The sequence below is a fragment of the Tissierellales bacterium genome (assembly GCA_035301805.1).
GTDB lineage: Bacteria > Bacillota > Clostridia > Tissierellales > DATGTQ01 > DATGTQ01.
Window position 1 is genome coordinate 1 of the sequence record DATGTQ010000124.1, and the last position, 25,906, is coordinate 25,906.

At 30.3% G+C, this 25,906-nt stretch carries 30 protein-coding genes, 1 tRNA gene and 1 pseudogene; 12 read left to right on the forward strand and 20 right to left on the reverse strand.

The window, feature by feature from the left end; all coding sequences use genetic code 11:
- Positions 1 to 198: 198 nt before the first annotated feature.
- Complete coding sequence (locus tag VK071_05660) at positions 199 to 510, reverse strand: hypothetical protein (protein HLR34801.1); 312 nt, start codon at positions 508 to 510, stop codon at positions 199 to 201.
- 33 nt (positions 511 to 543) lie between these two features.
- Positions 544 to 2,175, reverse strand: a complete 1,632-nt coding sequence (locus tag VK071_05665; GenBank protein ID HLR34802.1) for an FAD-dependent oxidoreductase — start codon at positions 2,173 to 2,175, stop codon at positions 544 to 546.
- A gap of 181 nt (positions 2,176 to 2,356) precedes the next feature.
- On the opposite strand from VK071_05665, the gene VK071_05670 reads away from it, so the two are divergent.
- Positions 2,357 to 3,283 (forward strand): LysR family transcriptional regulator, encoded by a 927-nt coding sequence (locus VK071_05670; protein ID HLR34803.1) that lies wholly within the window; start codon positions 2,357 to 2,359, stop codon positions 3,281 to 3,283.
- A gap of 76 nt (positions 3,284 to 3,359) precedes the next feature.
- Here VK071_05670 and VK071_05675 read toward each other — a convergent pair whose 3' ends face one another.
- The 4 genes from VK071_05675 to VK071_05690 form a co-directional block, all read right to left on the reverse strand.
- Positions 3,360 to 3,776, reverse strand: a complete 417-nt coding sequence (locus VK071_05675; GenBank protein HLR34804.1) for a hypothetical protein — start codon at positions 3,774 to 3,776, stop codon at positions 3,360 to 3,362.
- 18 nt (positions 3,777 to 3,794) lie between these two features.
- Entirely contained in the window at positions 3,795 to 4,055 is a 261-nt protein-coding gene (locus VK071_05680) for a PhoU domain-containing protein (protein ID HLR34805.1), read from the reverse strand.
- Complete coding sequence (locus VK071_05685; GenBank protein HLR34806.1) at positions 4,049 to 4,426, reverse strand: Na/Pi symporter; 378 nt, start codon at positions 4,424 to 4,426, stop codon at positions 4,049 to 4,051. Before VK071_05685 ends, VK071_05680 begins: the two co-directional genes overlap by 7 nt.
- 278 nt (positions 4,427 to 4,704) lie before the next feature.
- The gene (locus tag VK071_05690) at positions 4,705 to 5,451 is read right to left on the reverse strand and encodes an AIR synthase related protein (protein ID HLR34807.1); all 747 of its coding nucleotides are present in this window, start codon (positions 5,449 to 5,451) and stop codon (positions 4,705 to 4,707) included.
- A 301-nt stretch (positions 5,452 to 5,752) separates the two neighbouring features.
- On the opposite strand from VK071_05690, the gene VK071_05695 reads away from it, so the two are divergent.
- Complete coding sequence (locus VK071_05695) at positions 5,753 to 6,730, forward strand: diaminopimelate dehydrogenase (GenBank protein ID HLR34808.1); 978 nt, start codon at positions 5,753 to 5,755, stop codon at positions 6,728 to 6,730.
- Positions 6,731 to 6,774: 44 nt separating this feature from the next.
- A tRNA-Val gene (locus VK071_05700) sits at positions 6,775 to 6,852 on the forward strand.
- Between the two features lie 57 nt (positions 6,853 to 6,909).
- On the opposite strand, the gene proB is transcribed toward VK071_05700, so the two are convergent.
- Together proB and VK071_05710 are read right to left on the reverse strand one after the other, a co-directional pair.
- Entirely contained in the window at positions 6,910 to 7,695 is a 786-nt protein-coding gene (gene proB, locus VK071_05705; GenBank protein ID HLR34809.1) for a glutamate 5-kinase, read from the reverse strand.
- Between the two features lie 9 nt (positions 7,696 to 7,704).
- Positions 7,705 to 8,946 (reverse strand): glutamate-5-semialdehyde dehydrogenase, encoded by a 1,242-nt coding sequence (locus VK071_05710; GenBank protein HLR34810.1) that lies wholly within the window; start codon positions 8,944 to 8,946, stop codon positions 7,705 to 7,707.
- A gap of 171 nt (positions 8,947 to 9,117) precedes the next feature.
- Between VK071_05710 and VK071_05715 the strand changes: the two are divergent.
- The 5 genes and pseudogenes from VK071_05715 to VK071_05735 all read left to right on the forward strand — a co-directional run bounded on the left by VK071_05715 (position 9,118) and on the right by VK071_05735 (position 13,345).
- A pseudogene (locus tag VK071_05715) lies at positions 9,118 to 10,263 on the forward strand (molybdopterin cofactor-binding domain-containing protein).
- A 48-nt stretch (positions 10,264 to 10,311) separates the two neighbouring features.
- Entirely contained in the window at positions 10,312 to 11,472 is a 1,161-nt protein-coding gene (locus VK071_05720) for a molybdopterin cofactor-binding domain-containing protein (protein ID HLR34811.1), read from the forward strand.
- The gene (locus tag VK071_05725; protein ID HLR34812.1) at positions 11,459 to 12,295 is read left to right on the forward strand and encodes an FAD binding domain-containing protein; all 837 of its coding nucleotides are present in this window, start codon (positions 11,459 to 11,461) and stop codon (positions 12,293 to 12,295) included. Before VK071_05720 ends, VK071_05725 begins: the two co-directional genes overlap by 14 nt.
- A 2-nt stretch (positions 12,296 to 12,297) precedes the next feature.
- Positions 12,298 to 12,765, forward strand: a complete 468-nt coding sequence (locus VK071_05730; GenBank protein HLR34813.1) for a (2Fe-2S)-binding protein — start codon at positions 12,298 to 12,300, stop codon at positions 12,763 to 12,765.
- A 1-nt stretch (position 12,766) separates the two neighbouring features.
- Positions 12,767 to 13,345, forward strand: a complete 579-nt coding sequence (locus VK071_05735) for a nucleotidyltransferase family protein (GenBank protein ID HLR34814.1) — start codon at positions 12,767 to 12,769, stop codon at positions 13,343 to 13,345.
- 39 nt (positions 13,346 to 13,384) lie between these two features.
- Here VK071_05735 and VK071_05740 read toward each other — a convergent pair whose 3' ends face one another.
- Positions 13,385 to 14,392, reverse strand: coding sequence for a calcium/sodium antiporter (locus VK071_05740; GenBank protein HLR34815.1), 1,008 nt, complete (start codon positions 14,390 to 14,392; stop codon positions 13,385 to 13,387).
- 510 nt (positions 14,393 to 14,902) lie between these two features.
- Between VK071_05740 and VK071_05745 the strand changes: the two genes are divergently transcribed.
- Positions 14,903 to 16,339: a leucyl aminopeptidase gene (locus VK071_05745; protein HLR34816.1), complete on the forward strand. Its 1,437-nt coding sequence runs from the start codon at positions 14,903 to 14,905 to the stop codon at positions 16,337 to 16,339.
- Positions 16,340 to 16,686: 347 nt separating this feature from the next.
- Here the strand turns inward: VK071_05745 and VK071_05750 are convergent, their stop codons facing one another.
- From VK071_05750 to VK071_05775, 6 genes are all read right to left on the reverse strand, one after another.
- The gene (locus VK071_05750) at positions 16,687 to 17,004 is read right to left on the reverse strand and encodes a hypothetical protein (GenBank protein ID HLR34817.1); all 318 of its coding nucleotides are present in this window, start codon (positions 17,002 to 17,004) and stop codon (positions 16,687 to 16,689) included.
- Positions 17,005 to 17,062: 58 nt separating this feature from the next.
- Positions 17,063 to 18,274, reverse strand: a complete 1,212-nt coding sequence (locus VK071_05755; GenBank protein ID HLR34818.1) for a hypothetical protein — start codon at positions 18,272 to 18,274, stop codon at positions 17,063 to 17,065.
- Positions 18,275 to 18,304: 30 nt separating this feature from the next.
- Positions 18,305 to 18,697: a hypothetical protein gene (locus VK071_05760; GenBank protein ID HLR34819.1), complete on the reverse strand. Its 393-nt coding sequence runs from the start codon at positions 18,695 to 18,697 to the stop codon at positions 18,305 to 18,307.
- 16 nt (positions 18,698 to 18,713) lie between these two features.
- Positions 18,714 to 19,517, reverse strand: coding sequence for a DnaJ domain-containing protein (locus tag VK071_05765; GenBank protein HLR34820.1), 804 nt, complete (start codon positions 19,515 to 19,517; stop codon positions 18,714 to 18,716).
- A 125-nt stretch (positions 19,518 to 19,642) separates the two neighbouring features.
- On the reverse strand, positions 19,643 to 20,359 hold the full coding sequence (locus VK071_05770; protein HLR34821.1) for a TrmH family RNA methyltransferase: 717 nt from the start codon (positions 20,357 to 20,359) through the stop codon (positions 19,643 to 19,645).
- Positions 20,360 to 20,490: 131 nt separating this feature from the next.
- Positions 20,491 to 20,913 carry a PPC domain-containing DNA-binding protein gene (locus VK071_05775; protein HLR34822.1) on the reverse strand — a complete coding sequence of 141 codons (423 nt, stop codon included), beginning with the start codon at positions 20,911 to 20,913 and terminating at the stop codon, positions 20,491 to 20,493.
- 190 nt (positions 20,914 to 21,103) lie between these two features.
- Between VK071_05775 and VK071_05780 the strand changes: the two genes are divergently transcribed.
- The 3 genes from VK071_05780 (at position 21,104) to VK071_05790 (ending at position 21,838) form a co-directional block, all read left to right on the forward strand.
- Positions 21,104 to 21,316, forward strand: coding sequence for a hypothetical protein (locus VK071_05780; GenBank protein HLR34823.1), 213 nt, complete (start codon positions 21,104 to 21,106; stop codon positions 21,314 to 21,316).
- Positions 21,317 to 21,353: 37 nt separating this feature from the next.
- Positions 21,354 to 21,530 (forward strand): small acid-soluble spore protein, encoded by a 177-nt coding sequence (locus tag VK071_05785; GenBank protein ID HLR34824.1) that lies wholly within the window; start codon positions 21,354 to 21,356, stop codon positions 21,528 to 21,530.
- A gap of 107 nt (positions 21,531 to 21,637) precedes the next feature.
- Complete coding sequence (locus tag VK071_05790; GenBank protein ID HLR34825.1) at positions 21,638 to 21,838, forward strand: DUF1657 domain-containing protein; 201 nt, start codon at positions 21,638 to 21,640, stop codon at positions 21,836 to 21,838.
- Between the two features lie 193 nt (positions 21,839 to 22,031).
- Here the strand turns inward: VK071_05790 and VK071_05795 are convergent, their stop codons facing one another.
- The 5 genes from VK071_05795 to VK071_05815 form a co-directional block, all read right to left on the reverse strand.
- Positions 22,032 to 23,225 carry a mechanosensitive ion channel gene (locus tag VK071_05795; protein HLR34826.1) on the reverse strand — a complete coding sequence of 398 codons (1,194 nt, stop codon included), beginning with the start codon at positions 23,223 to 23,225 and terminating at the stop codon, positions 22,032 to 22,034.
- Between the two features lie 120 nt (positions 23,226 to 23,345).
- The gene (locus tag VK071_05800) at positions 23,346 to 23,849 is read right to left on the reverse strand and encodes a gamma carbonic anhydrase family protein (protein HLR34827.1); all 504 of its coding nucleotides are present in this window, start codon (positions 23,847 to 23,849) and stop codon (positions 23,346 to 23,348) included.
- Positions 23,850 to 23,896: 47 nt separating this feature from the next.
- Positions 23,897 to 24,211 (reverse strand): thioredoxin, encoded by a 315-nt coding sequence (gene trxA, locus VK071_05805; protein ID HLR34828.1) that lies wholly within the window; start codon positions 24,209 to 24,211, stop codon positions 23,897 to 23,899.
- 42 nt (positions 24,212 to 24,253) lie between these two features.
- A complete protein-coding gene (locus VK071_05810) occupies positions 24,254 to 24,679 on the reverse strand; it encodes a helix-turn-helix domain-containing protein (GenBank protein HLR34829.1) in 426 nt (141 codons plus the stop codon).
- 47 nt (positions 24,680 to 24,726) lie between these two features.
- On the reverse strand, positions 24,727 to 25,906 hold a 1,180-nt coding region (locus VK071_05815), incomplete at its 5' end, for a cytochrome c biogenesis protein/redoxin (protein HLR34830.1).

The following is a 25,906-nucleotide window of genomic DNA, read 5'->3' on the forward strand; positions in this document are numbered from 1 at the left end:
ATCATAATTTGGTTCTAACTGTCCATATATGCCTAAATCATTTAAATCAGGTTTTATACAGTTATTTGGACATCCACCCATACCTATTTTGAACTTATGCGGTGTTAAAACATCATGCCAATTTAGATAAAATTCATTATGGATATCTTCAGTTAAATCGAAGGTATCTACTAAACCAAATTGACATGTAGTCCCTTTTCATGAAACAACCGGTCTTATCTTAGAACCTGTTCCACCTGTTAAAAGACCTTCTTTAGCTATATACTCTCTAAAGTCTTCAATTTTATCAAAGGGTATTCCTGGACACTCTATTGTCAACCTTGATGTAAATGTTATCATACCATCACCATATTTTTCTGCTGCTTCAGCTATACATTTTATTTGTTCTGCAGATATTTTTCCATTAACTGTTATTATTCTAGCTGAAAACTCATCTGTCCCTTTATTAGCTAAAAAACCTAATGCTTTTACTCTCTTTTGTTCTTCTGGACTAATTGTTAAACTTACCATTATAATTCCCCCTTTATTTTAATAAATTTTAAACTACTTAATATTATTTACTATACTTCCACCCTCAAGGGCTACTGTATTTTTATATCCATAATGTTTTAATTTATTTTGCATCATATAAGCTCTTTTTCCTTTACTACAAGAAATTAATATCTTGTCTTCTTTATCAAAGCCTTTTATTTCACCATTTACTTTAGATAAATCTATATAGGTAGCATTAGATAATTCTGGAACTATACTTGCATCCATAATTTTATAGTCATCAAAATCTCCATTAGCAAATTCCTTTGGTGTTGCAGTTACTAAATCACCAGATATTTTGTTTAGTAATACATTAACAGTGTGTGCAAAAGGATGTATAGCTGTTGAAAACGGTGGTGCATAAGCTAAATCTAAATCTCTTATCTCTTCTAAATTTCCATTTAGGGATATAGCTGTTACTGCTATATCTATAATTTTATCTACTGCTGAACCATCTAAGCCTAAAGCTTGAACCCCTAAAAGTTCCTTTGTATTCTTATCAGCTGTCATCTTTATTATAAATAATGATGAACCAGGAAAATAATGTGCCTTATCTTCTACTACTGTTACTACGCTAATGGCTTCATATCCTGCTGCTTTAGCCTCATCTTCTACCAATCCAGTTCTACCAATATTTAAATCTGGTAATTGAGCTACTGCTGTCCCCAAAGCTCCATTGTATTTATTTTGTTTCCCATTAATATTCATAGCTGCAATTCTACCAGAAATATTAGCTGTTGAACCCATAGGCGACCAAGCTGGTTCTTTTGTAATTCTATTAGATACTGTTGCACAATCTCCAACTGCATATATATCTGGAATATTAGTCTCTAAATATTCATTAACTTTTACTGTTCCATTTGGCATTAACTCTATGCCAGAACCATCTAAGAATTGGGTATTTGCTCTTATGCCAATTGACAGGACAACTATATCTGTATTCATCTTGTGCTTATTAGTTTTTACTTGTTTAACTCTACCATTCTCACCAATAATAGAATCTAATTTAGTACCTGTAAATACCATTATTCTATGTTCAGCTAAATGATTTAATATGTAATCTGTCATTTCTTTATCAAACCCTGGTGGAATAGTATCTGCCATATCGATTACAGTGGCAACCATACCTTGAGCTGCTAAGTTCTCTGCAACTTCTAATCCTATAAATCCTCCACCTACTACTGTAACTCTTCTAGGTTTTAATTCCTCTATCTCATCTCTTAATGTTATAGCGTCTTCTGGAGTCCTCATGAAATATACTCCATCTAGGTCCATGCCTTCTAGTGGCGGTTTAATTGGACTTGCTCCTGTTGCAATTACTAATTTATCATATGTATATTCTTTATTCTCATTGCTATTTAAATCTATAGCCTCTACTGTTTTACTATCCGGATTAACCTTGATAACCTTAGTTTTAGTAATAACCTCTATTCCAGTTAATTCTGAAAAACTTTTTGGAGTATTTACTATTAGTTCTTCCTTATCTTTAATTACTTCCCCTACATAATAAGGTAATCCACAACCTGCATAGGAGATGTCTTTACTGTCTGTAAGCAGCTTTACATCATGATTCCTATTCTCTCTTTTAAGTTTTGCAGCAACTTTCGTCCCCGCTGCTACTCCTCCAATTATGAGAACTTTCATTTGACCACCCCTCGTTTTTTTTGAAAAATTTAATTAATACCGTAAAACTATGTTAATTATTCTACTAATTAAAGTATAGCACTTGTTAATTTTTTAGTAAAATGGTATTATCTTATTACATCGATAGGTAAAACCTATAATAAAAATTCATTACTTTCTATATTGAAGGGGGGCGGCTTTTTTGACCATTCGGCACCTGAGAATATTTGTTGCAGTTGCTACTACAGGAAAAATGTGTGACGCAGCGGATCAATTATTCCTATCTCAACCAACTGTTAGCCAAGCTATAAAAGAATTGGAAGAGCACTATGAAGTTCTATTATTTCAACGGTTAGGAAAAAAACTATACATAACAGACGCAGGAGAAAAACTATTAATTTATTCTAAAAGTATTCTTACTGAATTTGATAATGTTGAAAAAAGAATGTTAGAAATGTCTTCAAAAAAATCTCTAGGTATAGGGGCTACTATTACAATAGGAAATTGTATATTGCCCGATGCTATAAATGATATTAAAAAAATATATCCTGATATTCGCATCTCATCTTGTATTAGTAATACTAAAATAATCGAAAAAAAACTATTAACCTCCGAATTAGATATAGCTATGATTGAAGGAAATATTAGTAACCCTAATTTGAAAAGCATACCTTTTTTAATAGATTCTTTAGTGCTTGCATGTAATTCAAAACATAGGTTAGCCAAAAAAAATAAACTTACAATTGAAGATCTTAAAAACACAGATTTCATTTTTAGGGAAAAAGGAAGTGGAACTAGGGAACTATTTGAAGATTATATACAAAAAAGTAAAATTCCTGTAAATGTAGTCTTACAAAGTAATTGTCCTGGTTCCATAAAGAATGCTATCTTAATAAATAATTTTGCATCTGTCATATCTATTAGATTAATTGAAGATGAAGTATTAAATGGAGACATTACTGTATTCCACTGCTCAAAAAATTTATTAGATAGAACTTTTAAAATTGTCTATCATAAAGATAGATTCATAGATTCAGTAATGGGTAATTTTATAAATATATTGAAAAATTATAAAGATAACTTTAGATTCGATCATTTACCATCAAAGAGACTAGTATGCTTTGAATAAAAAATAAAAGATTAACCCCTTATATAGCCTTTCAACTTAGGAAGGGTTAATCTCTACTTATTTTTAGAACTTTTATCTATTCTTCATTATCTGGATTTATAGTTATGAATCCATCATCCTCATTTTGTTTTATTACTTTTTGCCTAGCTCCACATTTATCACAGTATAAGTTATCTTCTGATAACTTCTCACTACATGTATTACATAACTTAATATTTTTTATTTCTAAATCTCTTTCATTTAATTTATGGATTTTAGCCTTAGAATCTTGAACCCTATTATATAATTCTTCAAATCCATCGAAGATTTCATCATCTACATTATAATTTTCACAGACTTTTTCACCTATCTCTGTGTAAATTTTCTTTATTTTATCCTCTTCAGATTTAATTTCTACATTAATTTTCGTAATTTCCACTAATTCATTAGATTTTTTTGCCGCTGTTTTAGTTGCATCTTCTATCTTCTTTCCAAAATTATCAAGAAAAGACATGTTAGCCCTCCTTTTATTTTACATTCTTTTTTCTCCAAACAGTTCGTCTTTAGCAAACATTGATATTTTATATACATGATCTGCAATTCTTTCAAGATGGCTTATTATATCTATATAAATTACCCCGGCATCTATATTACATATACCACTATTTAATCTTTTTATATGATTTTTTTGAAATTTCTCACTCAACTCATCAACTTTATTTTCCAGCTCTACAACTTTGTTTATACTTCCTTTTTCTCTGTCCTCAAGAGCAATCATGGTTTCGTCTAACATTTCAAATATTTGCTTTCCTGCATAAAAGGAATACCACTATTTAAAATTTTAAGGCCTAAAAACATCATTCCAAAACCCACCCCTAATATAGGAAGGGCTACATCAGTCAATTTAAATTTAAAACTGAAGGCCATTAACTGGGCGGTTATTGTCGTTCCAATATTAGCCCCATAAATTATTCCTACAGCTTGCGGAAGATTCATAAGACCAGAATTAACAAACCCCACAGTCAAAACTGTAATTGCAGTACTACTTTGAACAATTGCTGTTAAGAAAATACCAACAAGAAATGCACTCCAAACTTTTCCTGTTAAAACAGTTAGTATTTTTTTCATTGTTTCCCCTAAGGCCTTTTCAAGACCATCACCCATCATATCACACCATACATAAGTAAAGCTGTTCCACCAATGACACCAAATATTAACTCCTTCATTTAAATACAGTAAAATAAACAATATAATGGCACAATTCAAATTATACAACTAAATAGAATCAATGTAAATATTTGAACCTATTCCTTTTTCATTTTATTTAGAAGAAGGGGCTCTTACTAGTTAAAGAGCATAATCTAAACTCGGTAAAAAGCCTAAATAATATTATTTAGATTTTTTACCGAAAAGTTTTTAAAAGAGTTAATGAACATTAATATTTAAGTAAACTTTCCTATTTTGTTTACTGGTATAGGAAAACTATTCTTTAATTCTACATATTTATCTTCCTCTATAGATATAATTACACAAGTTGATGGCCCAGCAGACTTTTTAAGGTCTATATAAATATCATTTTCTAAAATATAATTAATATTATTTGTTTTAGCCATTTGTTCTAATTCATATAATATACCTTTCGAGCCTACTGGGAGTATTTCCTTTATATAATCTTTTTCTTTTAATTCTAGTAATCTTGGAATATCCATTATAGTTTTATTTTCATCGTCTACTACTTCATCTCCCACTTTTGGAAGTCCAACAACTACAGAGGCTAAATCAGCCTGTGTACTTGGCTTATTCCATTTCTTTTTATCCACAATTCCTAATATAGTTATTCCCATTCCAGTTTGAACTACTGGTATATTTTCTTCTGTACTACCTGTTATTAAATTAGATATATCAAAGTCTAAAGGCCTTAGCGCTTTTTCGATTCCTTTTATTATTTTCCCACCTGTATCGTTCATTTCCACAGACAAAGTATTTACAACTGTAATTGGTTTGGCTCCAAATGACAGTATTTCCATAAGAGCTACTTGAGTTGCATAATATCCCACGACTTTCGGCGATACTTTAACTATATCTTTTTCTTTATTCCCTATACCCCCTGACGAGTCACAGGATATTACTAAAAATTGTTCCTTATTTATATCTACTATAGTCAAATCTCTATATTTAGTTATCTTCATATAATCAACTCTCTCCTTATTATAAAAGTAAATAGACTAAAGTCTAAGCCCTTAGTCTATTATAGATTACAATATAATTATTTCATAGTCTTCTTCTACATAAGGGTATATTGGTAACTTAAAGTCACCATTCAAAGGAAAACTTAATCCACGTTCTTCATTTGGCAAAATAATCTTACATACCTATGACCTTAGCCATGAATTAATGATAACATGAATATATCTTAAATTAGATAAATAGAATAAATTATGCTAAACTATTTTTAATTAGAAATATAAAATATAAAGCTGAGGTGTGCTTATGGAAAATAAAATAAGAGTAGGAATAGTTGGATATGGAAATTTAGGTAAAGGGGTTGAATTAGCACTTAAACAAAATAATGATTTTGTTTTAAAAGGAATTTTCACCAGAAGGGATGTTTCTCTTATAAAGTCTAATTTAAATGTTATTCATATATCTAAGGTACTGGATTATAAAGATGAAATAGATGTTATGATACTTTGTGGTGGTTCTGCTAATGATTTGCCAGAACAATGCCCAGTACTTTCATCTTGTTTCAATACTATAGATGCTTATGATAATCATAGTAAAATACCTGATTATTTTAATATGATAGATAATGTTGCAAGAGAGTCAAATAAAGTAAGTTTAATTTCTGTGGGCTGGGATCCAGGACTTTTCTCTATTAATCGCTTATTGGCCCAAGCTATACTTCCAAAAGGGCAGGATTATACTTTCTGGGGTGAAGGGGTAAGTCAAGGTCATTCTGAAGCTGTTGGCAGAATAAAAGGTGTAAAGCATGCTGCCCAATATACTATACCTATAAAGGATGCCATTGAAAGAGCAAGATCAGGTGAAAATCCACAACTTGAAGCTAGGGAAAAACATAAAAGAATTTGCTATGTAGTTCCTTTTAATTTTGATGATGTAGATAGAATTGAAAAGGAAATAAAAACCATGCCAGATTATTTCCTTGACTATGATACTACAGTTCATTTTATTACAGAGGAAAAATTCATTAAAGACCATTCTGAAATGCCCCATGGAGGTTTTGTAATTTCTACTGATATTAATAAAAATAATCATAGACAAAGAATGGAATTTAATCTTTCTTTAGATAATAATCCCGAGTTTACTGCTGCTGTATTGGTGGCTTTTGCTCGTGGAGTCTATAGGATGGCTTTAGAAGGTAAAAAAGGAGCTTTTTCTATATTTGATATTCCTCTTTCATATATTTCTCCAAAATCTAATGAGGAATTAAGAAAAGAATTATTATAATTGAAATTATTTTAGTTTTATGATAATATATATAATGAATTAATGGGCGATTGGCTCAGCTGGTCTAGAGTGCCACGTTGACATCGTGGAGGTCATTGGTTCGAATCCAATATCGCCCACCATTATATATTAAGTGCCTAATAAGAACTATGATATTAGCCTTTATTTTTGATACTATTTTACATAAAAACTGTTCCTTTTTCTTCCCCATTAATTAATTTTTCTATTATATTTTCTTTTTCACCATTTGCTACTATCATTTTTATACCATATTTATTTACTAATCTTGCCGCTTTTAATTTAGTTGATATTCCCCCTGTTCCAAAAGAACTAGACTTACCTATTGATATATTTGCTTCTAATTCATCTATGTCATTTACTAATTCTATTAGCTTAGCATCTTTGTGTTCTACAGGGCTTTTATCATATATTCCATCTATATCGCTTAGAATTACAAGTAAATCTGCATCCCATAATACAGTAGTTTGAGCAGCTAACATATCATTATCACCTATTTTTATTTCCTCTACACAAACTGTATCATTTTCATTTACTACAGGCACAACATTTTCATCTAGTAAAGTAAACAATGTATTTCTTATATTCAATGTTCTTGTATCATCTTTAAAATCTTCTCTAGTCAATAGTATTTGGGCAGTATGAAGATTATAATTATTAAAAATTATCCTATAGGAATCCATAAGCTCCACTTGTCCTATTGCACATAGTGCTTGTTTATAGTTTACATCTTCCTTCCTTGACCATCTACCTAGCGTAGATACCCCTGCAATCCTAGCCCCTGAAGAGACAATTACTACCTGCTTTCCCCCATCAATTAAAGATTTTACTTGATTAGCTAAATTATCTAAAAAATCTTTGTTTATAACTCCATCCTTACTAGTTATTGTACTACTTCCTATTTTTATAACAATTTTTTTGATATTATTTATTGTATTTTGCTTCATTTAATCCCTCTACTTTCTTATTTGTCCTTCTCCTATTACTAAATATTTGTATGATACCAATTGTTCTAGTCCAACTGGTCCCCTTGCATGAATCTTCTGTGTACTAATACCCATTTCAGCTCCAAATCCAAATTCCCCTCCATCAGTAAATCTGGTTGATGCATTTACATATACTGCTGATGCATCTACTTTTCTTAAAAACATCTGGGAATTAGTTAAGTTCTCTGTTATTATAGCTTCTGAATGCTTAGAACCATAGGTATTTACATGTTCTATGCCTTCATCAATATCTTTAACAACCTTTACAGCTATAATATAATCTAAATATTCCTCTTTCCAATCAGATTCTTTTGCTTCTTCAACCTTTATTATTTCCCTAGTTTTTTTACATCCTCTTATTTCAACTATCTTGTGTAATTTTTCGAATATCATAGGTAAAAATTTATCTGCTACAGCCTCATGAACTAATAATTTTTCACAGGCATTACATACTCCTACTCTTTGAGTCTTTGCATTGTTTACAATGTTTAACGCTTTTTCCAAGTCTGCTTCTTCATCTACATATATATGACAATTCCCAATACCTGTTTCCAATACTGGTACTGAAGAATTCTCTACTATAAAGTCTATTAATCCTTTTCCACCTCTAGGAATAATTAAATCAAGGTACTTATTAGCATTAAGCATTTCATTAACATACTTTCTATCCTTCTCTTCTATAAATTGTACTACTTCCTCTGATAGATTACTTGCCTTCAAACCTTCTTTTATTGCTTTTACAAGAGCCTTATTAGAATGAATAGCACTTGAACTTCCTCTTAACATGATACAATTACCACTTTTCAAAGCCAAACTAAAGGCATCTACTGTTACATTAGGTCTCGACTCATATACTATACCTATTACCCCTAAAGGTACAGTCATTTTTGATATAGTAAGTCCATTTTCTATAGTCCATACTTTATCACTTTTCCATATAGGATCTGGCAGTTCAATAATATTATTAATGCCTTCTATTATACCATCTAATCTATCATTATCTAGTTTTAGCCTGTCTATTAGTCCAGGCTTCATATTGTTTTTTTCGGCTATTTCTATATCTTTTCTATTGCTTTCTAATATATAACTCCTATATTCTTCTAAACTTTCACTAACCTTTTTAAGAGCCAAATTCTTATCTTCTGTGGAAGCTATTGACAGTTCTGTTTCTACTCTCTTTAGCAAACTCCCTTTATTAGATATATAAGACATACAAACTTTCCTCCTTTAATACATTCAAGTTATTTCTATAATTATATCAAAAGCTCTTCAAATAACAAAATTATTATTTTAGCAAGTATTGGAAAAAACTGTTTCTCATTCTTAGTTGAATAGTTTAAATAAATATGGAGAAACTGTTTTAATGAAGATAATTTAAATGAGGTGAATGACTTGGAATATAGACCACAAATTGGAGTAGATATCCTAAGAAAAGAGGCTTGGGATAAAGTTACTGGTACTGCAAAGTATAACGCCGATATAGTAACTTCTAATATTTTATATACTAAAATCCTTACAAGTCCTTATGCCCATGCAATTATAAAGAAAATTGATATTTCAAAAGCTGAAAAGGCCACTGGTGTTCAAGCTGTAATTACTGGAGATTATTATCCTACCTTAAGTGGCTCTGTTATAGAAGACAAACCACCTATTGCAAGGGATAAGGTGAGATATTTCGGTGAACCTGTGGCTGTAGTAGTAGCAAACAGTATAGAAGATGCACTGAGTGCTATACAACTTATAAAAGTAGATTATGAACCTTTGCCTGTAGTAAACTCTATACAGGAAGCCATAGAACCTAATGCTCCATTAGTACATGAGAATTTAGTTCAATATGTTCTCCCAATTAAAAATATATCTCCTGAATTTAATTCAAATATTATGGATAATGTCCGGATTAGGAAAGGGGATATAAATAAAGGATGGGAGGAAAGTGACGTGATTATAGAATCAAGCTTTACACTTCCTCAATCAGACCATCTTGCTATGGAAACCCGAAATACTATGGCATAAATATCGCCTAATGGAAATGTAATAATAAATACATCAACTCAGGCTCCCTTTGCTATAAAAGAAGAGTTAGGGAAACTTTATAATATTCCGGAAGGTAAAATTATTGTTCGCACTCCCTTAGTTGGAGGAGCTTTCGGTGGAAAAGCTTCTGTCCAACTAGAACCAATAGCATACCTAGCATCTAAAGCCGTTGGAGGAAGAAAGGTTAAAATTGTCAACTCTAGGGAAGAAGATATGGCTTCGTCACCATGTAAAATAGGCATTGAGGCTAATTTAAAAATTGGTGCTACTAAGACTGGAATAATAAAAGCTTTACAATGTACCTATTATCTTGATTGTGGTGCCTACGCTGATACTGGTCCACGTATGGCTAAGGCAATTGCTACTGATTGCACTGGTCCATATAATATTGAAAATGTTTGGTGTGATTCGTATAGTGTATATACAAACCACACATATGTCACCTCTTATCGTGGATTTGGGCATACAGCTTTTACTTTCTGTATTGAAAGAATCTTAGATAAATTAGCTTCCACTTTGAAAATAGACCCTTTAGAACTAAGAATGAGAAACGCTATAGGCCCAAATAATATTTCCCCTACACAATCTAAAATAACCTTAAGCAATACAGGAAATTTGTCAAGCTGTATATCAAAATTAAAAGAGGCTATAAACTGGCAGGAAGGTAGAATACTAAAAACAGATAAAGGTACAATAAGAGCAAAGGGAATTAGTTGCTTTTGGAAAACTTCTACTTCCCCTACTAATGCCTCTTCTGGGGTTGTCCTTACCTTAAATAAGGATGGAAGTATAAATCTTAATTGCGCTGCCGTAGAGCTTGGCCCAGGAATGAAAACCACTATGGCTCAAATACTTGCGGAAAAAATGAAAATGGATGTTGATAAGATTCATGTTTTTATGGGAGTTGATACACAACTTTCTCCTAAACACTGGAAAACTGTTGCAAGTATGACTACTTTCATGGTTGGAAATGCAGTACTTAAAGCCGCCGATGATTTAATACAGCAATTAAAAACTCTTGGTTCCATAGTATTTAAATGTACTCCTGACGATTTAGATATAAATGATGGAAAAGTATATTTAAAAAGTGATCCTGATATGCGTATTTTGTTTAAAGATCTAGTTCATGGATATAAATACCCTAATGGTATATCTGTAAATGGCCAAATGATTGGACGTGGCAGTTATATTATGAAACATTTAACTTCATTAGATAAGGAAACTGGAAAAGGTAAAACAGGCACTTCTTGGACTGTAGGGGCTCAGGCTGTAGAAATTGAATATGACCCTGTAAAATACACTTATAGATTATTAAAGGCTGCAACGATTATTGATATAGGTAAAGTTATAAATCCTAAAACTGCTAGGGGCCTTATTATGGGTGGAATGAGTATGGGACTTGGCCTAGCTACTAGGGAAGAGTTTTTATATAAGGATACTGGGATATTAGAAAATACATCCTTAAGAACCTACAAATTAATGCATTTTGGAGAACACCCTAAATATTTAGTAGAGTTTATAGAAACACCTCAAATAGATGCCCCTTTTGGAGCTCGTGGAATAGCGGAACATGGAATACTCGGAATGCCTTCTGCCTTTGCCAATGCTATATCATTGGTAGCTGAAGCTGATTTCGATAAGTTACCCATTTCCCCTGAATTAATATGGAGTACTAAAACTGGAGGAAAATATGATACCTTTTAATTTTGAATATTATAAACCCAAAACTATAGAAGAAGCTATTAATTTATTTACCAAACTAAACTCTATGAAAAAATCTCCTATATATTATGGCGGTAGAACCGAGTTCATCAGTATGGCAAAAATGCACAATATACATACTGATGCCGTTATAGATATTAAAGATATTCCAGAATGTAATATACATGAAATATCTAATAATGAATTAATTATTGGTTCTGCAGTAACCCTTACTAATATTGCGGAATTAGATTATTTCCCTTTACTCAGTTTGACAGTAAAAAGAATAGCCGACCATACAATTCAAGACAAAATTACTTTAGGTGGAAATATAGCTGGAACCATAATCTATAAAGAAACTACCCTTCCCCTTATGGTATCTAATTGCGATGTAGTTATTGCAAACGTAGATGGAAAAAAACGAATTCCTTTAAAAGATATATTTAATAAGAGAATTCAACTTGCAGAAGGGGAAATAATAGTTCAAGTAATTATAGAAGATAAATTTTTAACTTTACCTTATCTTCATGTTAAAAGGACTAAAAATGAAAAAATAGACTATCCTTTAATTACAATTACTACATTAAAAAATAATAATAAAATTAATATTGCCTTTAGTGGTATATGCCAATACCCTTTTAGATCTACTACTATAGAAAATATATTAAATGATAATTCAATTTCTATAAATGAAAAATTAACTAATGTTATTAATAATATACCTGGTAAAATATTAAATGATCTTAATGGCTCTTCTGAATATAGAAAATTTATGCTACACACAATGCTATACGAAGTCTTAGAAAATTTTAAGGAGGTGCACTAATCTTGAAGGTTATTGATAATACTGTTTTAACATTAAACATAAACGGGGATGACAGAGAAGTCCTGGTAAAACCATCAGATACATTGTTACATACTTTACGAAAAGAACTTAATATTACTAGTGTAAAACCCGGTTGTGAAAATGGTGATTGTGGTGCCTGTACTGTACTAGTAGATAATTGGCCTATTAAATCCTGTCTAATGCTCACTGTTGAAGCCGTAGGAAAGAGTATCCTCACTGTTGAAGGACTAAAAGATGCTCCTATACAAAAAGCTTTCGTGGAAAATTGGGGGTTTCAATGTGGATATTGTACCTCTGGATTCTTAATGGTATGTCATGCCTTGTCACAAATTCATCCTAATGCAGATGAATACGTTATAGAAGAATGGCTCCAATCAAATTTGTGTCGATGTACAGGTTACGAGGAGATTGAAAATGCTATAAAAGCAGTTTTAAATGGTGATATATAATATGCAAAAAACTGAGGGAATAATATTAGCTGCTGGATTATCTTCTCGAGTTGGAACAAACAAGTTAGTTTTAAATATTGATGGAGTAACAGTCATCGAAAAATGCATACTTGGAATGTATGATATATGCTCCAGAATAATTGTAGTAGGTGGCCATAGGGTAGAAGACATAAAAAACATATTAGATAAATATCCTAAGGTAGATCTTATTTATAATTCTAATTATAAAAACGGAATGTTTAGTTCTGTTAAAAAAGGACTAGCTAATGTTAGGGAAGAAAGATTTTTTTTAATTCCTGGAGATTATCCCCTAGTTAGCAAAGAAACCTATGAGGAAATGCTAAAATTAGATGAGGATATAATTATTCCCATTTACCATGGGAAACGTGGCCATCCATTGTTAGTGAAAAGCTATCTAATAAAAAAATTATTTACAGATGACTCCTGTAAAACCTTAAGGGATTTTATTAATAAGAGGGGTTTTACTCCTGTCAATGTTAAAGATTCTGGCATTTTAAAAGATATAGATACTATGGATGACTACATATCGATAGCTCAAGATTTAAAAGCACTTAGATAATTTATTTTATCTAAGCGCTTTCATTGTTTTTAGATATATTTATATCCAAAAATAATTTAGTAACAAATAAGCAATATATGCTACTAATAAAAAAAGTCCTTCAAATTTAGAAATCTTTTCATCTTTATTTTTAGCAAACATATGAAAAACACCTAGTACTAATAACATAGTTGGTATTTGCAATTTATAAAAATTAGTTGGAACAGATAAGCCATTTTTGGTTACTGCCGCTGCTGCACCCGTAACAAATAATACATTCAATATATTTGCTCCTATAACATTACCTACTGCTAATTCACCATGGCCTTTTCTTACTGCTGTAATAGCTGTTACAAGCTCAGGTAAACTGGTACCAAAAGCAACTAAGGTTGCTGCAATAACACTTTGAGGAATACCAACACGTAAAGCTGTAATTTCAACACTTGGAATAAGCACCTTTGATGAGAAAATAACTAATATTATACCAAAAGCTAGTTTTATTAGTTGTATAGCTAATGAAACTTCTTCTTCCCCATAGTTTAATGTTAACTCATTATTCATAGCCTTTGCACGGCGAATAGTTCCAACAATATAAATTATTAATAATATAAGAAAAACAAAACCCATCCATTGAGTTATTACTCCACCAGGCCCCTTTGAAAAAAATGGTAAACTAACAAGAGCTAATAAGCCACTAGATATTAGCTGCAATCGACTTTGACCTACAACATTTTTCCTATCTAAAGGCAATGTCCCTACTAATGCCGCAAGACCTATAATTAATGCAGAATTTGTAATAATTGATCCAATTGCATTTCCCAAAGCTAAATCTGGATTTCCCTTTATTGCTGCAAATACTGATACAGTCATTTCAGGTAATGTAGTTCCTAAACTTACAATAGTTGCTCCAACAACCATTTTAGAAATACCCCAACTAAGGGATAATCCCACTGCTTCATTAACTAAAATATCAGCTCCCTTACCAAGTACATACAAGCTAACTCCAATAACCACAATTAATAGTAGCGTTGAAAATTCAGTAAGAACAGAAAAAATTAATTCATCCATTATTCTTCACTCCATTTCCTTATCTTTTGTTCAAAAACATAAAAAAGACTCTATAGTTTATTATATACAAAAATAGACTATAGAGTCTCACTAAGCTAATTTAGCCACTAAAGCCAGGATATTTATCCGTGATGACGACTTTAGTTCCTAAAAGGACAGTTACTCCCTCTAATACAAGTATTATATAGTGCTATATAATGCTTGTCAACCCGATAGCTTTTTTATTTCAGTTAAATATCCTGTCTTTTACTTACCTGTTTATATCTATTATACCAAATTTTTGTTTCTATATTAATTATATATTAGTTACATATCCATTTATATGTTACTATATATTAGAAAAATTAAGATATTAGACATGACAAAAGGAAATCCCACTAATTAATGAACTAGCAAGAGGCGTCCCTACTGACTCACTTTTATAACATGTATAATTATAACTCTGATATAATGGGTATAATGCAATATATAAAATATTAGTTGCTAAAGAGCAATGGAGGGATGTTTGTTATGCAAATAAATATTGGAAAATATGGCGAAGTAAAGGCTATCTTAGCATTTAAAGAAGATGAACATATTGAAGAAGGAAAAAAGTTATATAATTTTATAAGAGAAAAAGAATTATTTAATGGTGGTTGTGGAGAAATATATTCCCATTTATGCCCCCAAGGCGATAAATTTATTATAGTTGGTCTAGGAGAAAAAAATAAGCTTAATTTAGATTCTCTTAGAAAAGCTTCTTTTAAGTTGGGACGAAAACTTATGAAATTAAAAGTAGAAAGTGTAGGATTAACAGTTCCTGACTTCCAAGACCTTTCTTATGATAAAGTAGTTCAGGCTATTTCTGAAGGCTTATTACAATCAGAATATAGTTTTGAAAAATATTTAACTGAAAAGAAAACTATATCTACAGTTAAAAATGTGTACTTAGATGTACTTAATGGCGAAGAAGAAAACGCTAAGAAGGCAATAGAAGAAGCACAAATTATTATGGATGGTGTCTTTTTAGCTAGAAATTTAGTAAACGAGCCAGCAATGTATATGACTCCTGAAACACTTGCTGCAAATGCAAAAAAGGAACTAGTAGGTCTTGGTGTAGAAGTAGAAATTTACGACAAGAAGGCAATTGAAGAACTAGGAATGGAAGCCTTTTTAGCTGTTTCTAAAGGTTCCGAAAAGGAACCACAATTTATAAAAATGACTTGGAATGGTAACCCTAATGATGAGAAAAAGCTAGCATTAGTCGGAAAAGGCATTACTTATGACTCCGGTGGCTATTCTATTAAAACGAATAAAGGCATGGTTACTATGAAAGCTGATATGGCTGGTTCCGCTGCTGTTATTGGTGTAATGAAATCCATAGCCATGTCTAATTTAAATAAAAATGTAGTTGGTATTGTAGCAGCTTGCGAAAATATGTTGTCTGGTGGTGCCTATAAACCTGGAGATATTATTGGTTCTATGTCCAGTAAAACTATCGAAGTATTAAATACAGATGCAGAAGGTAGGCTAACCCTAGCTGATGCCCTATGGTATGCAACAGAAGTAGAAAAAGCAGATAAAATTATAGACTTAGCAACTCTTACTGGAGCTTGTGTAGTAGCCTTAGGAGATGTAAATACTGGTGCTATTACAAATGATAAAAACCTTATGGAAACTGTTAAAGAGGCAGCTGAACTAGCTGGAGAACCTGTTTGGCAACTTCCTTCTAATGACGAGTATAGAGACCTTATAAAAGGAGATTTTGCCGACTTAAAAAATAGTGTTAGTGGAGGAGCTGGGACTATAACTGCCGGATTATTCCTTGAAGAATTTGTAAATAACATTCCATGGGTTCATCTGGATATTGCGGGCACAGCATTCATATCAAAAGGAAGAAACTACTTACCTAAGGGAGCCACTGGAATTCCAGTAAAAACTCTTTATAACCTAGTAAAATCAGAATAAAGTAAAAGTGAGAAAGAGGGACTGACTTTTTTCTCACTTTTTTCCCATATTAAAGTATTACAACTTCACCTTATCATTCCACTATTTCTACACGGTCTACCATTTTGATAAAGGGCAAACTTCAATAGCTTCATATTTCTTAATTTTAAAAATCTAGCCTATGTTAGATTTCTTCACCAATTTCTAACAATTTCTTATGCTATTCTATGCCCCTTAAAATTCTTCATCTCAATAATAACTTAAAACTTCATTCCAAATCTTTTACTATTATAATATAATCCTGTTGTATTACAGTCAAAAGTTAGTAAGATTCTTCCTTGTCTCCTAAACCTTATAGAAGGCTAGTTTTAATATCTTCCATATTCCGTATGATCATTTCCCAGATAGTTAACTGTTGCAGAAATCCTTACAATATTATTCTCTTCATATTCAATCTCAATATTTGAAGGTCTGCCGTCATCTCCTCTATATTGTAAATGGTAATTTAAAATTTCAGATGCTATTTCACTATCATAGTCATCATAGATACTTTTATACTCATTTGCTGGGATTTCTAAAGTTATATTGTGGACTCCCTCATCAACGAATCTTCTTTCTATAATACTATTATACATAATTAATTTACCATCCCCTTCCGATTTACTTTTTACATTAAACAAATTCAATATAAAAAACTTCTTTATTATATTTTCTCAATAAAGAAGTTTTTTATGTAATATTATCTTAATTGTATTTCATAAATTCATCTACAAGAGTAGTTAAATCACCTTTGCATATAAGATGATGATTCCCCATAGGATTTGTTAAGAAATAATTTACATCTTTGTCCATATGAACTCGAATTTGGGTTCTACAAAGATTTTTATGATACATGTTTTTTTGTATATTTATACCACTGACAAAATAATCCTTTAAATTACTATTTAATTTAAATATTGTAGCCTGTCCCGGATTTATTTCTCCATGAATTCCAACTCCTATACCAGATTCAAAATGAGTATCCAACACATAACCTTCAGTCATAGTTAATGGAATAGTACAATGAGCAAATACAACCTCATTATTTTCCACATTTATACTAGATGGATTAGCCATAAATACAGGCTCCCTTGATAAAGCATTTAATATAAGCATAGAAATAAGTGCAGGCACATCTCCTTCACAAGAGGAAATAATTCCTTCATCATTTAAAAGGGATACAGCTATACAACCTGTATTATGAACTGTTGATAATAAATCAAAACATCTTATTGTTAATCCTTTTAAATCATATCTATTAACAATATTTTTCAATGCTATATATATCTTTAGCGCATCTTTTAAACTATCATCATTGAAAGATTTTTTATATAATCTTGCTACTTTTTTGTTTTCTCTTACTTCCTCTAAACTTTTCACATCTACTTTTTCAATTTCTTCAAGTAATTCATCTATATCAATAGATATAGAATTTATTCCATATAAATCTTTTAAATTATTATAATCTACATCTGAAGCAATAAGCCAATCAGATGGCTCTCCTACTACACCTATATTTATTCCATTTATCCTTTCTTTTGCTGCCATTATTTTATAAATATCTTTAATCCTATTTGAGATATATTCAGTACTACCGTGTAATATTTCTCCCTCTAAGCCTTTCTGTTTTAGAAAAGTCAATATTTCTAAAGAAGCAGCAAAAGAATTATTTTCTCCATTAGTTAATAGAAAATATGGTTCTTTTAATTTCTTATAATTTTCTTTAAATAATCCTTCTACTCCACCTGTGGCAACAAATATTAAATTAAGAGGAAAATCCTCTTTTCCATCTATATTGGATTTTTTAAAACTTTTACCCACTAATTTTTCTATCTCTGTTAAAAAAGGTTTAACATCTTCCCCTACTCTATTTTTCTCATGTACAGGAGATATTAAATTATATAATCCTATTGTCATAAAACCACCCTTTCTATTTTAGTTTGTTTATTATGTATTCTTAATTATAACGGTTCTACATTTAGGACAAGTAATGGAAATTTTACCTTTTCCCCTAGGTACCCGAATCTTTTGTTTACAACTGGGACATTTATAGTATTTATAATTTTTTAAATTCTTTATTTGCTTTACCTTATTTACTACCTTATTTTTCATAGGGTTCCATATACTTAAGAATTTCATATTTTCCTGATATCGCTTTGCTATATCTTTAGAAAGTACTCTATAAAAAACTATTATTAAAAGAATCATACTAAGTATATTTAATATTCTACTATTAAAAAACATTAATAAAATAGAAATTAAAAAATTGACTATTATTAATACTACGGATAATTGATCTAATCCATACCTACCAGCCATAAACCTTTTTAGCCAATTCATAAATAATTTCATCTCCCTAATTCATATTTTTATATCTATCTATATTACCATCATTTAAAAATTCATAGGCACTACCTATTTTTTGAAACATTTCTGTTGCATTCGGAGATTTGTTTAAGTCTGGATGATATTCTTTTGCCTTCTTTCTATATGCTAATTTTATTTCATATTTATCTGCATTATATGCAACACCTAATAAATCACAACTTTCTTCATATTTTCTCTTAAATTCACTAGTTGGGTCTACATAAGTTTGTTGATTACCGTATCTAGTATTTTGCCCATACGAGTCATAAGTAGAATAATCTCTATTTCTTCTTTGATAATCTTGGTATTCATTCCATTTTCTAAATCTTTCTTCCCATTCTCTTTGTTGTTCAGCCCTACGACGTTCTTGCTCCCTTCTTTTTCTCTCAGCTTCCATTTTTTTATATTTATTTTTATAACCATCGAGGGAATCAAATTCATAACTCACTCCATCTGTAAGATAAGCTGAACGGTCAAGTAAGTATTCTGTTACAATATACTTTAAGTATTTTAGGTAGGAAACTAATCTAGTTCCTAATACTGGAATTATAATAAAAAATAATATAAGCAAAAGTGCCAACGGATTCATAAGGATTGCTAACCCTAAAGGACCAAAGAGTATAAAGAATAATAAACATCCTCCTGCCCCTATTAGTGCAATGAATCCTCTAGCTACATTACCTAAAACTGTTATTACACCTTCTACTAATTTTATTAAGGCATCTAATATTACTGATATTAATTTAGCAAGACCGTATAAAAATTTTCCCGTTACCTTTTTTAATATATTCATATCTGGCTAAACTCCTCTTTGACATTCTAGTGTTTATATATTTATAGATTATATCATAATATATAAAAATTGAAAAAGCTGTCGAGCAATAAAATCAACAGCTTTGTTATATAAATCCTAATTTTCTAATTTAAAAAAGCATATATGGCTATTCCTACTGCTATAGGAAGGTTTAGAGAATCTATAGAATCATTATGCTTTATTAATACACTTTTCCCTATATCTAAAAAAGAATCATCTAACCCTGCTGCTTCGTTACCAAAAATCAAGGAAAACTTTTCTTCTTTCTTCCTTTCCAATTTATTAATTTCTGTTGCTCCCTTTAACATTAATGTATATATTTTTCTATCAGGATAATCTTTTAAATATTCATCAAAAGAATCATAATGGGAAAAATTCAAATTAAATATAGCTCCCATAGATGCTCTAACTACTTTGGGATTAAAAATATCAACACAGGGAGTTATTAGTACTAAATTATTCATATCAAATCCGACACAAGTACGAATAATGGTACCTAGGTTCCCCATATTACTTGGATTCACTAGCACGATATGTGAACTATTTCTTTGAACATTTCTAGTAAATTTTTCAAAAACACCTATAACAAAGCAATTTCCTTTATTACTTAACCTATTAATAGTTTTTTCATCGATTTCAATAGGGATATTCCATTTACTACAAATGTTATAAATAATTCCAATATTAGCATCTTCATCTATTCTCTTGCTAAGTATAACTTTAACCACATGTTCTGGAGTCCTTTTCAATAATTCTACTGTTGGAGCTGCTCCCAGTGTATAAGAATGTTCCATCTTTTTTCTATATCTCTTTAATTTCATTAATTTCCACTTTCCTTTATTAAATCTTCTCTATATACTATTATCAACTATATTTTATTTTATCATATCTTTACTTCAAAACAAGATAAAAGAATATTTAATACAAGAAGCCAAAGCTTTGTCTTTTACTATTAATCAAATTTAAACAAACTTATTCCAATATCCTGATTAAATTCTCTATCTACAATGCCATCTATAGCTTCTATAACTAATTCTCCTGTAGCACTTATTATAGCTGAATCTAAATGTCCACCATAGGTTTTATATTCATCATCAGATAGATTTATATGCAGATGTAAATAAACTTCTCCATCCATAGTAGAAATATTACCTAATAAACTGGTAATTTCATAATCTCCTCTTAATTCTTTAGTATAATATACTTTCTCATCTACTTTAAAAATTCCAATTTTTATCTTATTCACTGCGCCGATGCCTTTAATCCATCCTAACTTTATATTTTGTTCTTTACAAAATTCCTTTAATTTTGTAACAACTTCTTCTCCTTGTTCTAATCTTAAAATATATTTATTACCAAACTTTTTATAATCCATAATATTCCTCCCTATGTAAAATTATTTATATCACTATTTTATCATATAACCTAAATAAGTTAACATAGCTTTTAATTGTGCAGAATATTTATTAAGATTTAGTCAAAAATAATTATATATTTACCACACTCTTATTTCGTTGTTTTGAAAAATAAAAATAATATAACCATATATAGAGAGGAAGGATATAATGAAAAATCATAAAAAAGAAGATAATTTAACTAAAAATATTATTTCAGCTCCATATGAGGTAAAACCTATTTCTAAAAATTCTGTTGGAAATGCTGGAGAAGATCCTTTCTGTGTATATGCAGGTATGCGGCATGCTGTAGGCTCAATAATAACAAAAGACGATGGTTCAACATTAATTTGTACAGAGAATGGTTCATGGCAAAATACCTAACTCTGTAAATCTATTTCTTGAATAAGGAGACATATAAATGTCAGTAAAAAAACAAACAACTTTAGAAACCAAAAAAGCTTTAGAAAAACTTACAATTGAAACTAAAGAAGAATTTTCGATAGATGATCCTAAAAATTTAACCTCAAAAGAAACTGGATTAACAGTAAGAGAATTAGTGAAAATGGGGCAAAAACAGCTTATTAATAAAGAATAATAATACACGTAGAATATCTAAACAACTACGGTAATTTTATGCACCATATATTATGAATTTTAAGATTTACTTTTGGTTAATCTAATTTTGAAAGTGAGGTGAAAAAAATGACCGTACAAAGTGATTTAAAGCAGGCAATTGCTTCATGTGAAGCTGCAAAAGGAAGTTATTCTTTAATGGCTGAAGCAACTGAAGACCAGCAAGCACAACAAATGTTTGACCAAATGAGTTCTGAAGTAGATAGGCATATTGACTATTTAAATGATAGATTAAGCTCCGTAAATGAAAATAATCCTCTTAATTCCTAATAATAGAAATTTAAACTTGTGAAAAATTAATAGTGATACTTTTACACCGTAGCTTGTATTTTGTGTAAAAGTATCACTTTTTATACTTAATTCTCTTATTATTAATATTAATTAACAGATTAAACAAACTTATTTAAGTCTTCTTAAAAATTATATTATATATACACTTAAATCTTTTGCTTATTATCCCTTTTTATTTTTTTTCTTCTTCTACTTTATTTTCTATTCCTTTTAAAATATTAGAAGCAAACTCCCTTCCGCCAATACCAAATGATATTGCAAAAGCTATGGCTAAAGCTCCTAATATTATTATAAATGCTGCATTAACAATCGATTTTGCAAAGCCTAGTTGGCTAAGTGTCATGAATACTGCAACCATAATAATTAAAGATTTTACAACTAATGCAATAAACTTTGAACTTGAGAGTTTCTTAATCATAATATTTTCAATCCATGCAGAAGCAAATAAAGCAATACCCATAATCAATATTCCACTAATTAAATATGGTAAATAAGATATAATCCCCTCACCAACTGATTTCAATACATGAAAGTTTAGAAAACTAAATGCTTCAACAACAAATAATATTACTATAATATATTTAACAATTTTCCCAACTATTTTAGATAATGAGATGTTTTTTATTTTTTCATTATCTGATGGTATTAATTTATTAATCAAATGATCTGTCCCTGCACTTGAAAGAATATTCTCTAACAACTTTCCAGCCATTTTTGCAATTGTATTTCCAATAATAACTATAGCAATAGCAACAAATAGTTTTGGTATAGCGTTAAAAATTCTATCTAGCATAGAAATAGCTGGATTAGAAATAGCTGAAATATTCAATGCTTGAAGTGCCGCTGTAATAGACATAATTATTATTAATACATATATTACATAAGAAATCATTGAAGAAATGGTTACACTATCTGAAGTAGTAACACCTGCTTTCTCTTGTAACCTGTCAACATTTAATCTTTTCAATATTGGTGTAATTATTTGACGTATAAGTTTTGCCAAAAATATACCTATAGATAAAATAATAATAGCGCCTATTAAATTTGGTAAAAAGTTTAAAAACTTAGAAACAAACATTTCAATAGGTGATGACACACCTTGCATCCCTAACCTATTTAAAACAGCTGGAAGGAATAACAAGAAAACAATAGCATATACCAAATTACCTACAAATTCTAAAGAACTTCCCGTTGTTTCATCTACTACTCCCAGTTTATCTGTATACTTATCAAGATTTAACTTCTTTAAAAGCTTTACTGCTAAACTTTTAGAAAACCCTGCTACTAAAAAAGCAATTACTAAAAGTACAATTGCATAAATTATTGAAGGAACAGCTAAACTAAGTTCAGTTAAAAAAGTTTCCATATATACACATCCCCTTCTATTATTTTTACTGTATTCCATTGTTACCCAGCTTCATGAATATAAATCAATTTTTTAATAGAAAAAGGTATTAAGGATAGCTATCCTCAATACCTTTTTTATTTATATATGTTCATTTCTCCATAACTCTTCATATCTAACTGCATTATATTTTACGATTTTTATTTCCTCTTGACTTAATTCCCTTCTAACCTTTCCAGGAGTGCCAATAACTAAAGAATTCACTGGTATATTAGTCCCTTCTGTAATTACAGCTCCTGCCCCTATTATACAATTATCTCCAATAACAGCATCATTAAGTATTATTGCACCCATGCCTATTAGACAGTTATTACCTACCTTACAACCGTGTACCACTGCATTATGCCCTATAGTAGTATAATCTCCTATTTCTAATGGGGATTCAGTATCCACATGCAGTGTAGCATTATCTTGAACATTTGTATACTCTCCAATAGTAATATAATTCATATCCCCGCGGGCCACTGCACCATACCAGAGACTACTACCTTTTCCTATAGTTACTTCTCCCATAACATCAGCAGTTTCAGCAATAAATATATCTTCATGTATATTTGGCTTTTTATCTTTTAACTCTTTTATCATTCACATCATCCTTCCCTATAATATCTTATTTAAAATTCTATAATGCTCTACACATATTTATTTAATACCTTTTCTAAATCATTTTTACTTTTAAACCCTGTTATACGTTCTACTTTTTCTCCGTTCTTAAATATTTTTATAGTAGGTATACTTAGGATTCTAAATTGTTGTGCTGTAATAGTATTTTCATCCACATTAAGTTTAACAAATTTTATCCTATCTGAATATTGATTATCCAATTCTTCTAATACAGGAACAAGAGCCTTGCAGGGTTCGCACCATGGTGCCCAGAAATCTACCACTACAGGTATATCACTTTCTAGAACCTCCTTATTGAATGTATCATCATTTATATCCTTCATGTTTAAATATCCCCCTTCCCACAATCTTATATTTTTAAATGATTACTTAATGTCCTTTACAATTAGATCATCAACATATTCATTACAGTTTTTACAGTAGTATTTTACTTCTACTTGATTACCACATCCTTGATGACATAAAGTTCTACCACAGTTACCTAAATATTTATTTGACCAAAGTATCATTGTATTAAATACATGATTAAAATCTTTTCCCTTCTCTGTTACAATGTATCTATATCTTGGAGGATGCTCATTATATAGTTCTGAGTATATAAGTCCATTTCTCTCAAGAAGTTTTAACCTATTAGAAAGAATATTAGTTGGAATAGTTTCTAGAACTTCTTGCAATTCCTTAAAAGTATTTTTATCCTTAGATATTCTGTGGAGAACTAGCATAGTCCATCTATCTCCTAATAAATTAAGAGTTTGAGCTAAATTACACTGTAAATCATAAGTAACTTTCAAAACATCATCTCCTTAATATACAAAGTCTTTGTAATAAAATTCTGAAGCTACTTAGCATTATTTATAAGGTTCTCCATAGTCCCCTTATCCATAGCTCCTGGCACATATTGGCTCATATTACCTTCTTTATCTATTATAAATGTAGATGGTAATGCCTGTATAGCATATTTCTCCATAATTTCTGCTTCAAAATCAAATACTACTGGATAAGTATATCCTTCCCCTTCTAAAAATCCTATTATATCTTCCTTAGAACCTTCTCTTCCTACATCAGGAGCAGCTACACCTAATATTATCACATCTTCTGAGTTATTATTATTATCTTTATATACTTCTTCTATATCTGGCATTTCCATTCTACAAGGTGGACACCAGGTTGCCCAAAAATTTAAAAACACTACTTTCCCTTTATAATCACTTAAGGTATGGGTTTCCCCATATTGATCCACTAAAGTGAAATCTGGTAATTGCACTTCCTCTGATGTTTCCGTTTCCTCTTCCTCTTCTCCTGAAGAATACTGCTCTTCCCTCCTATGTTCATCTTCATCACTTTTTTCAGCCTTATCTCTTTTATCTATTTCATCTTGACTATATTCTGTTGGTTCCTTTTTGAATTGGCTAAAGTATCCAATAATATTATCTGTTCCACCTAAAGCCATTACCAAACCAGTAACTAATAACAAAGCACCACCAACTTTTTGTATTGTTTTCATATGCAGCTTTATTTTATCAATATATTTAAATAGTTTATCATAAAATATAGCAATAATTATAAATGGCAATGTAAAGCCTAATGTATATACTAATATCATTAAGTTTCCTATTAGTACACTTTCTGAACTTGAGGCCATAATTAAAGCAGATGCTAGCATAGGGCCAATACACGGGCTCCAACCAAAACTAAAAGTAAATCCTAGTAAATAAGCTGTTAATGGTTTCATTTCTTTTACTTCTAAATTAAACTTTTTCTCTTTTTGTAGAAATGGCAAATTCAAATATCCTAAGTAAAAAAGCCCCATTATAATTATGAGGATTCCGCCTATTGTACTCAATAATTCTCTATTAGCTGTAATAAAATGATTTAGCACTCTTACTGAAGAGCCTAGTATAAAGAAAGTTGTAGATATTCCTAATACAAACAGAACTGTATTTCTAACTAATGGACTATCTTTTAATTTTACTTCCCCATCCTTTAAGTTCTGCACACTACTACCTGATAATATAGCT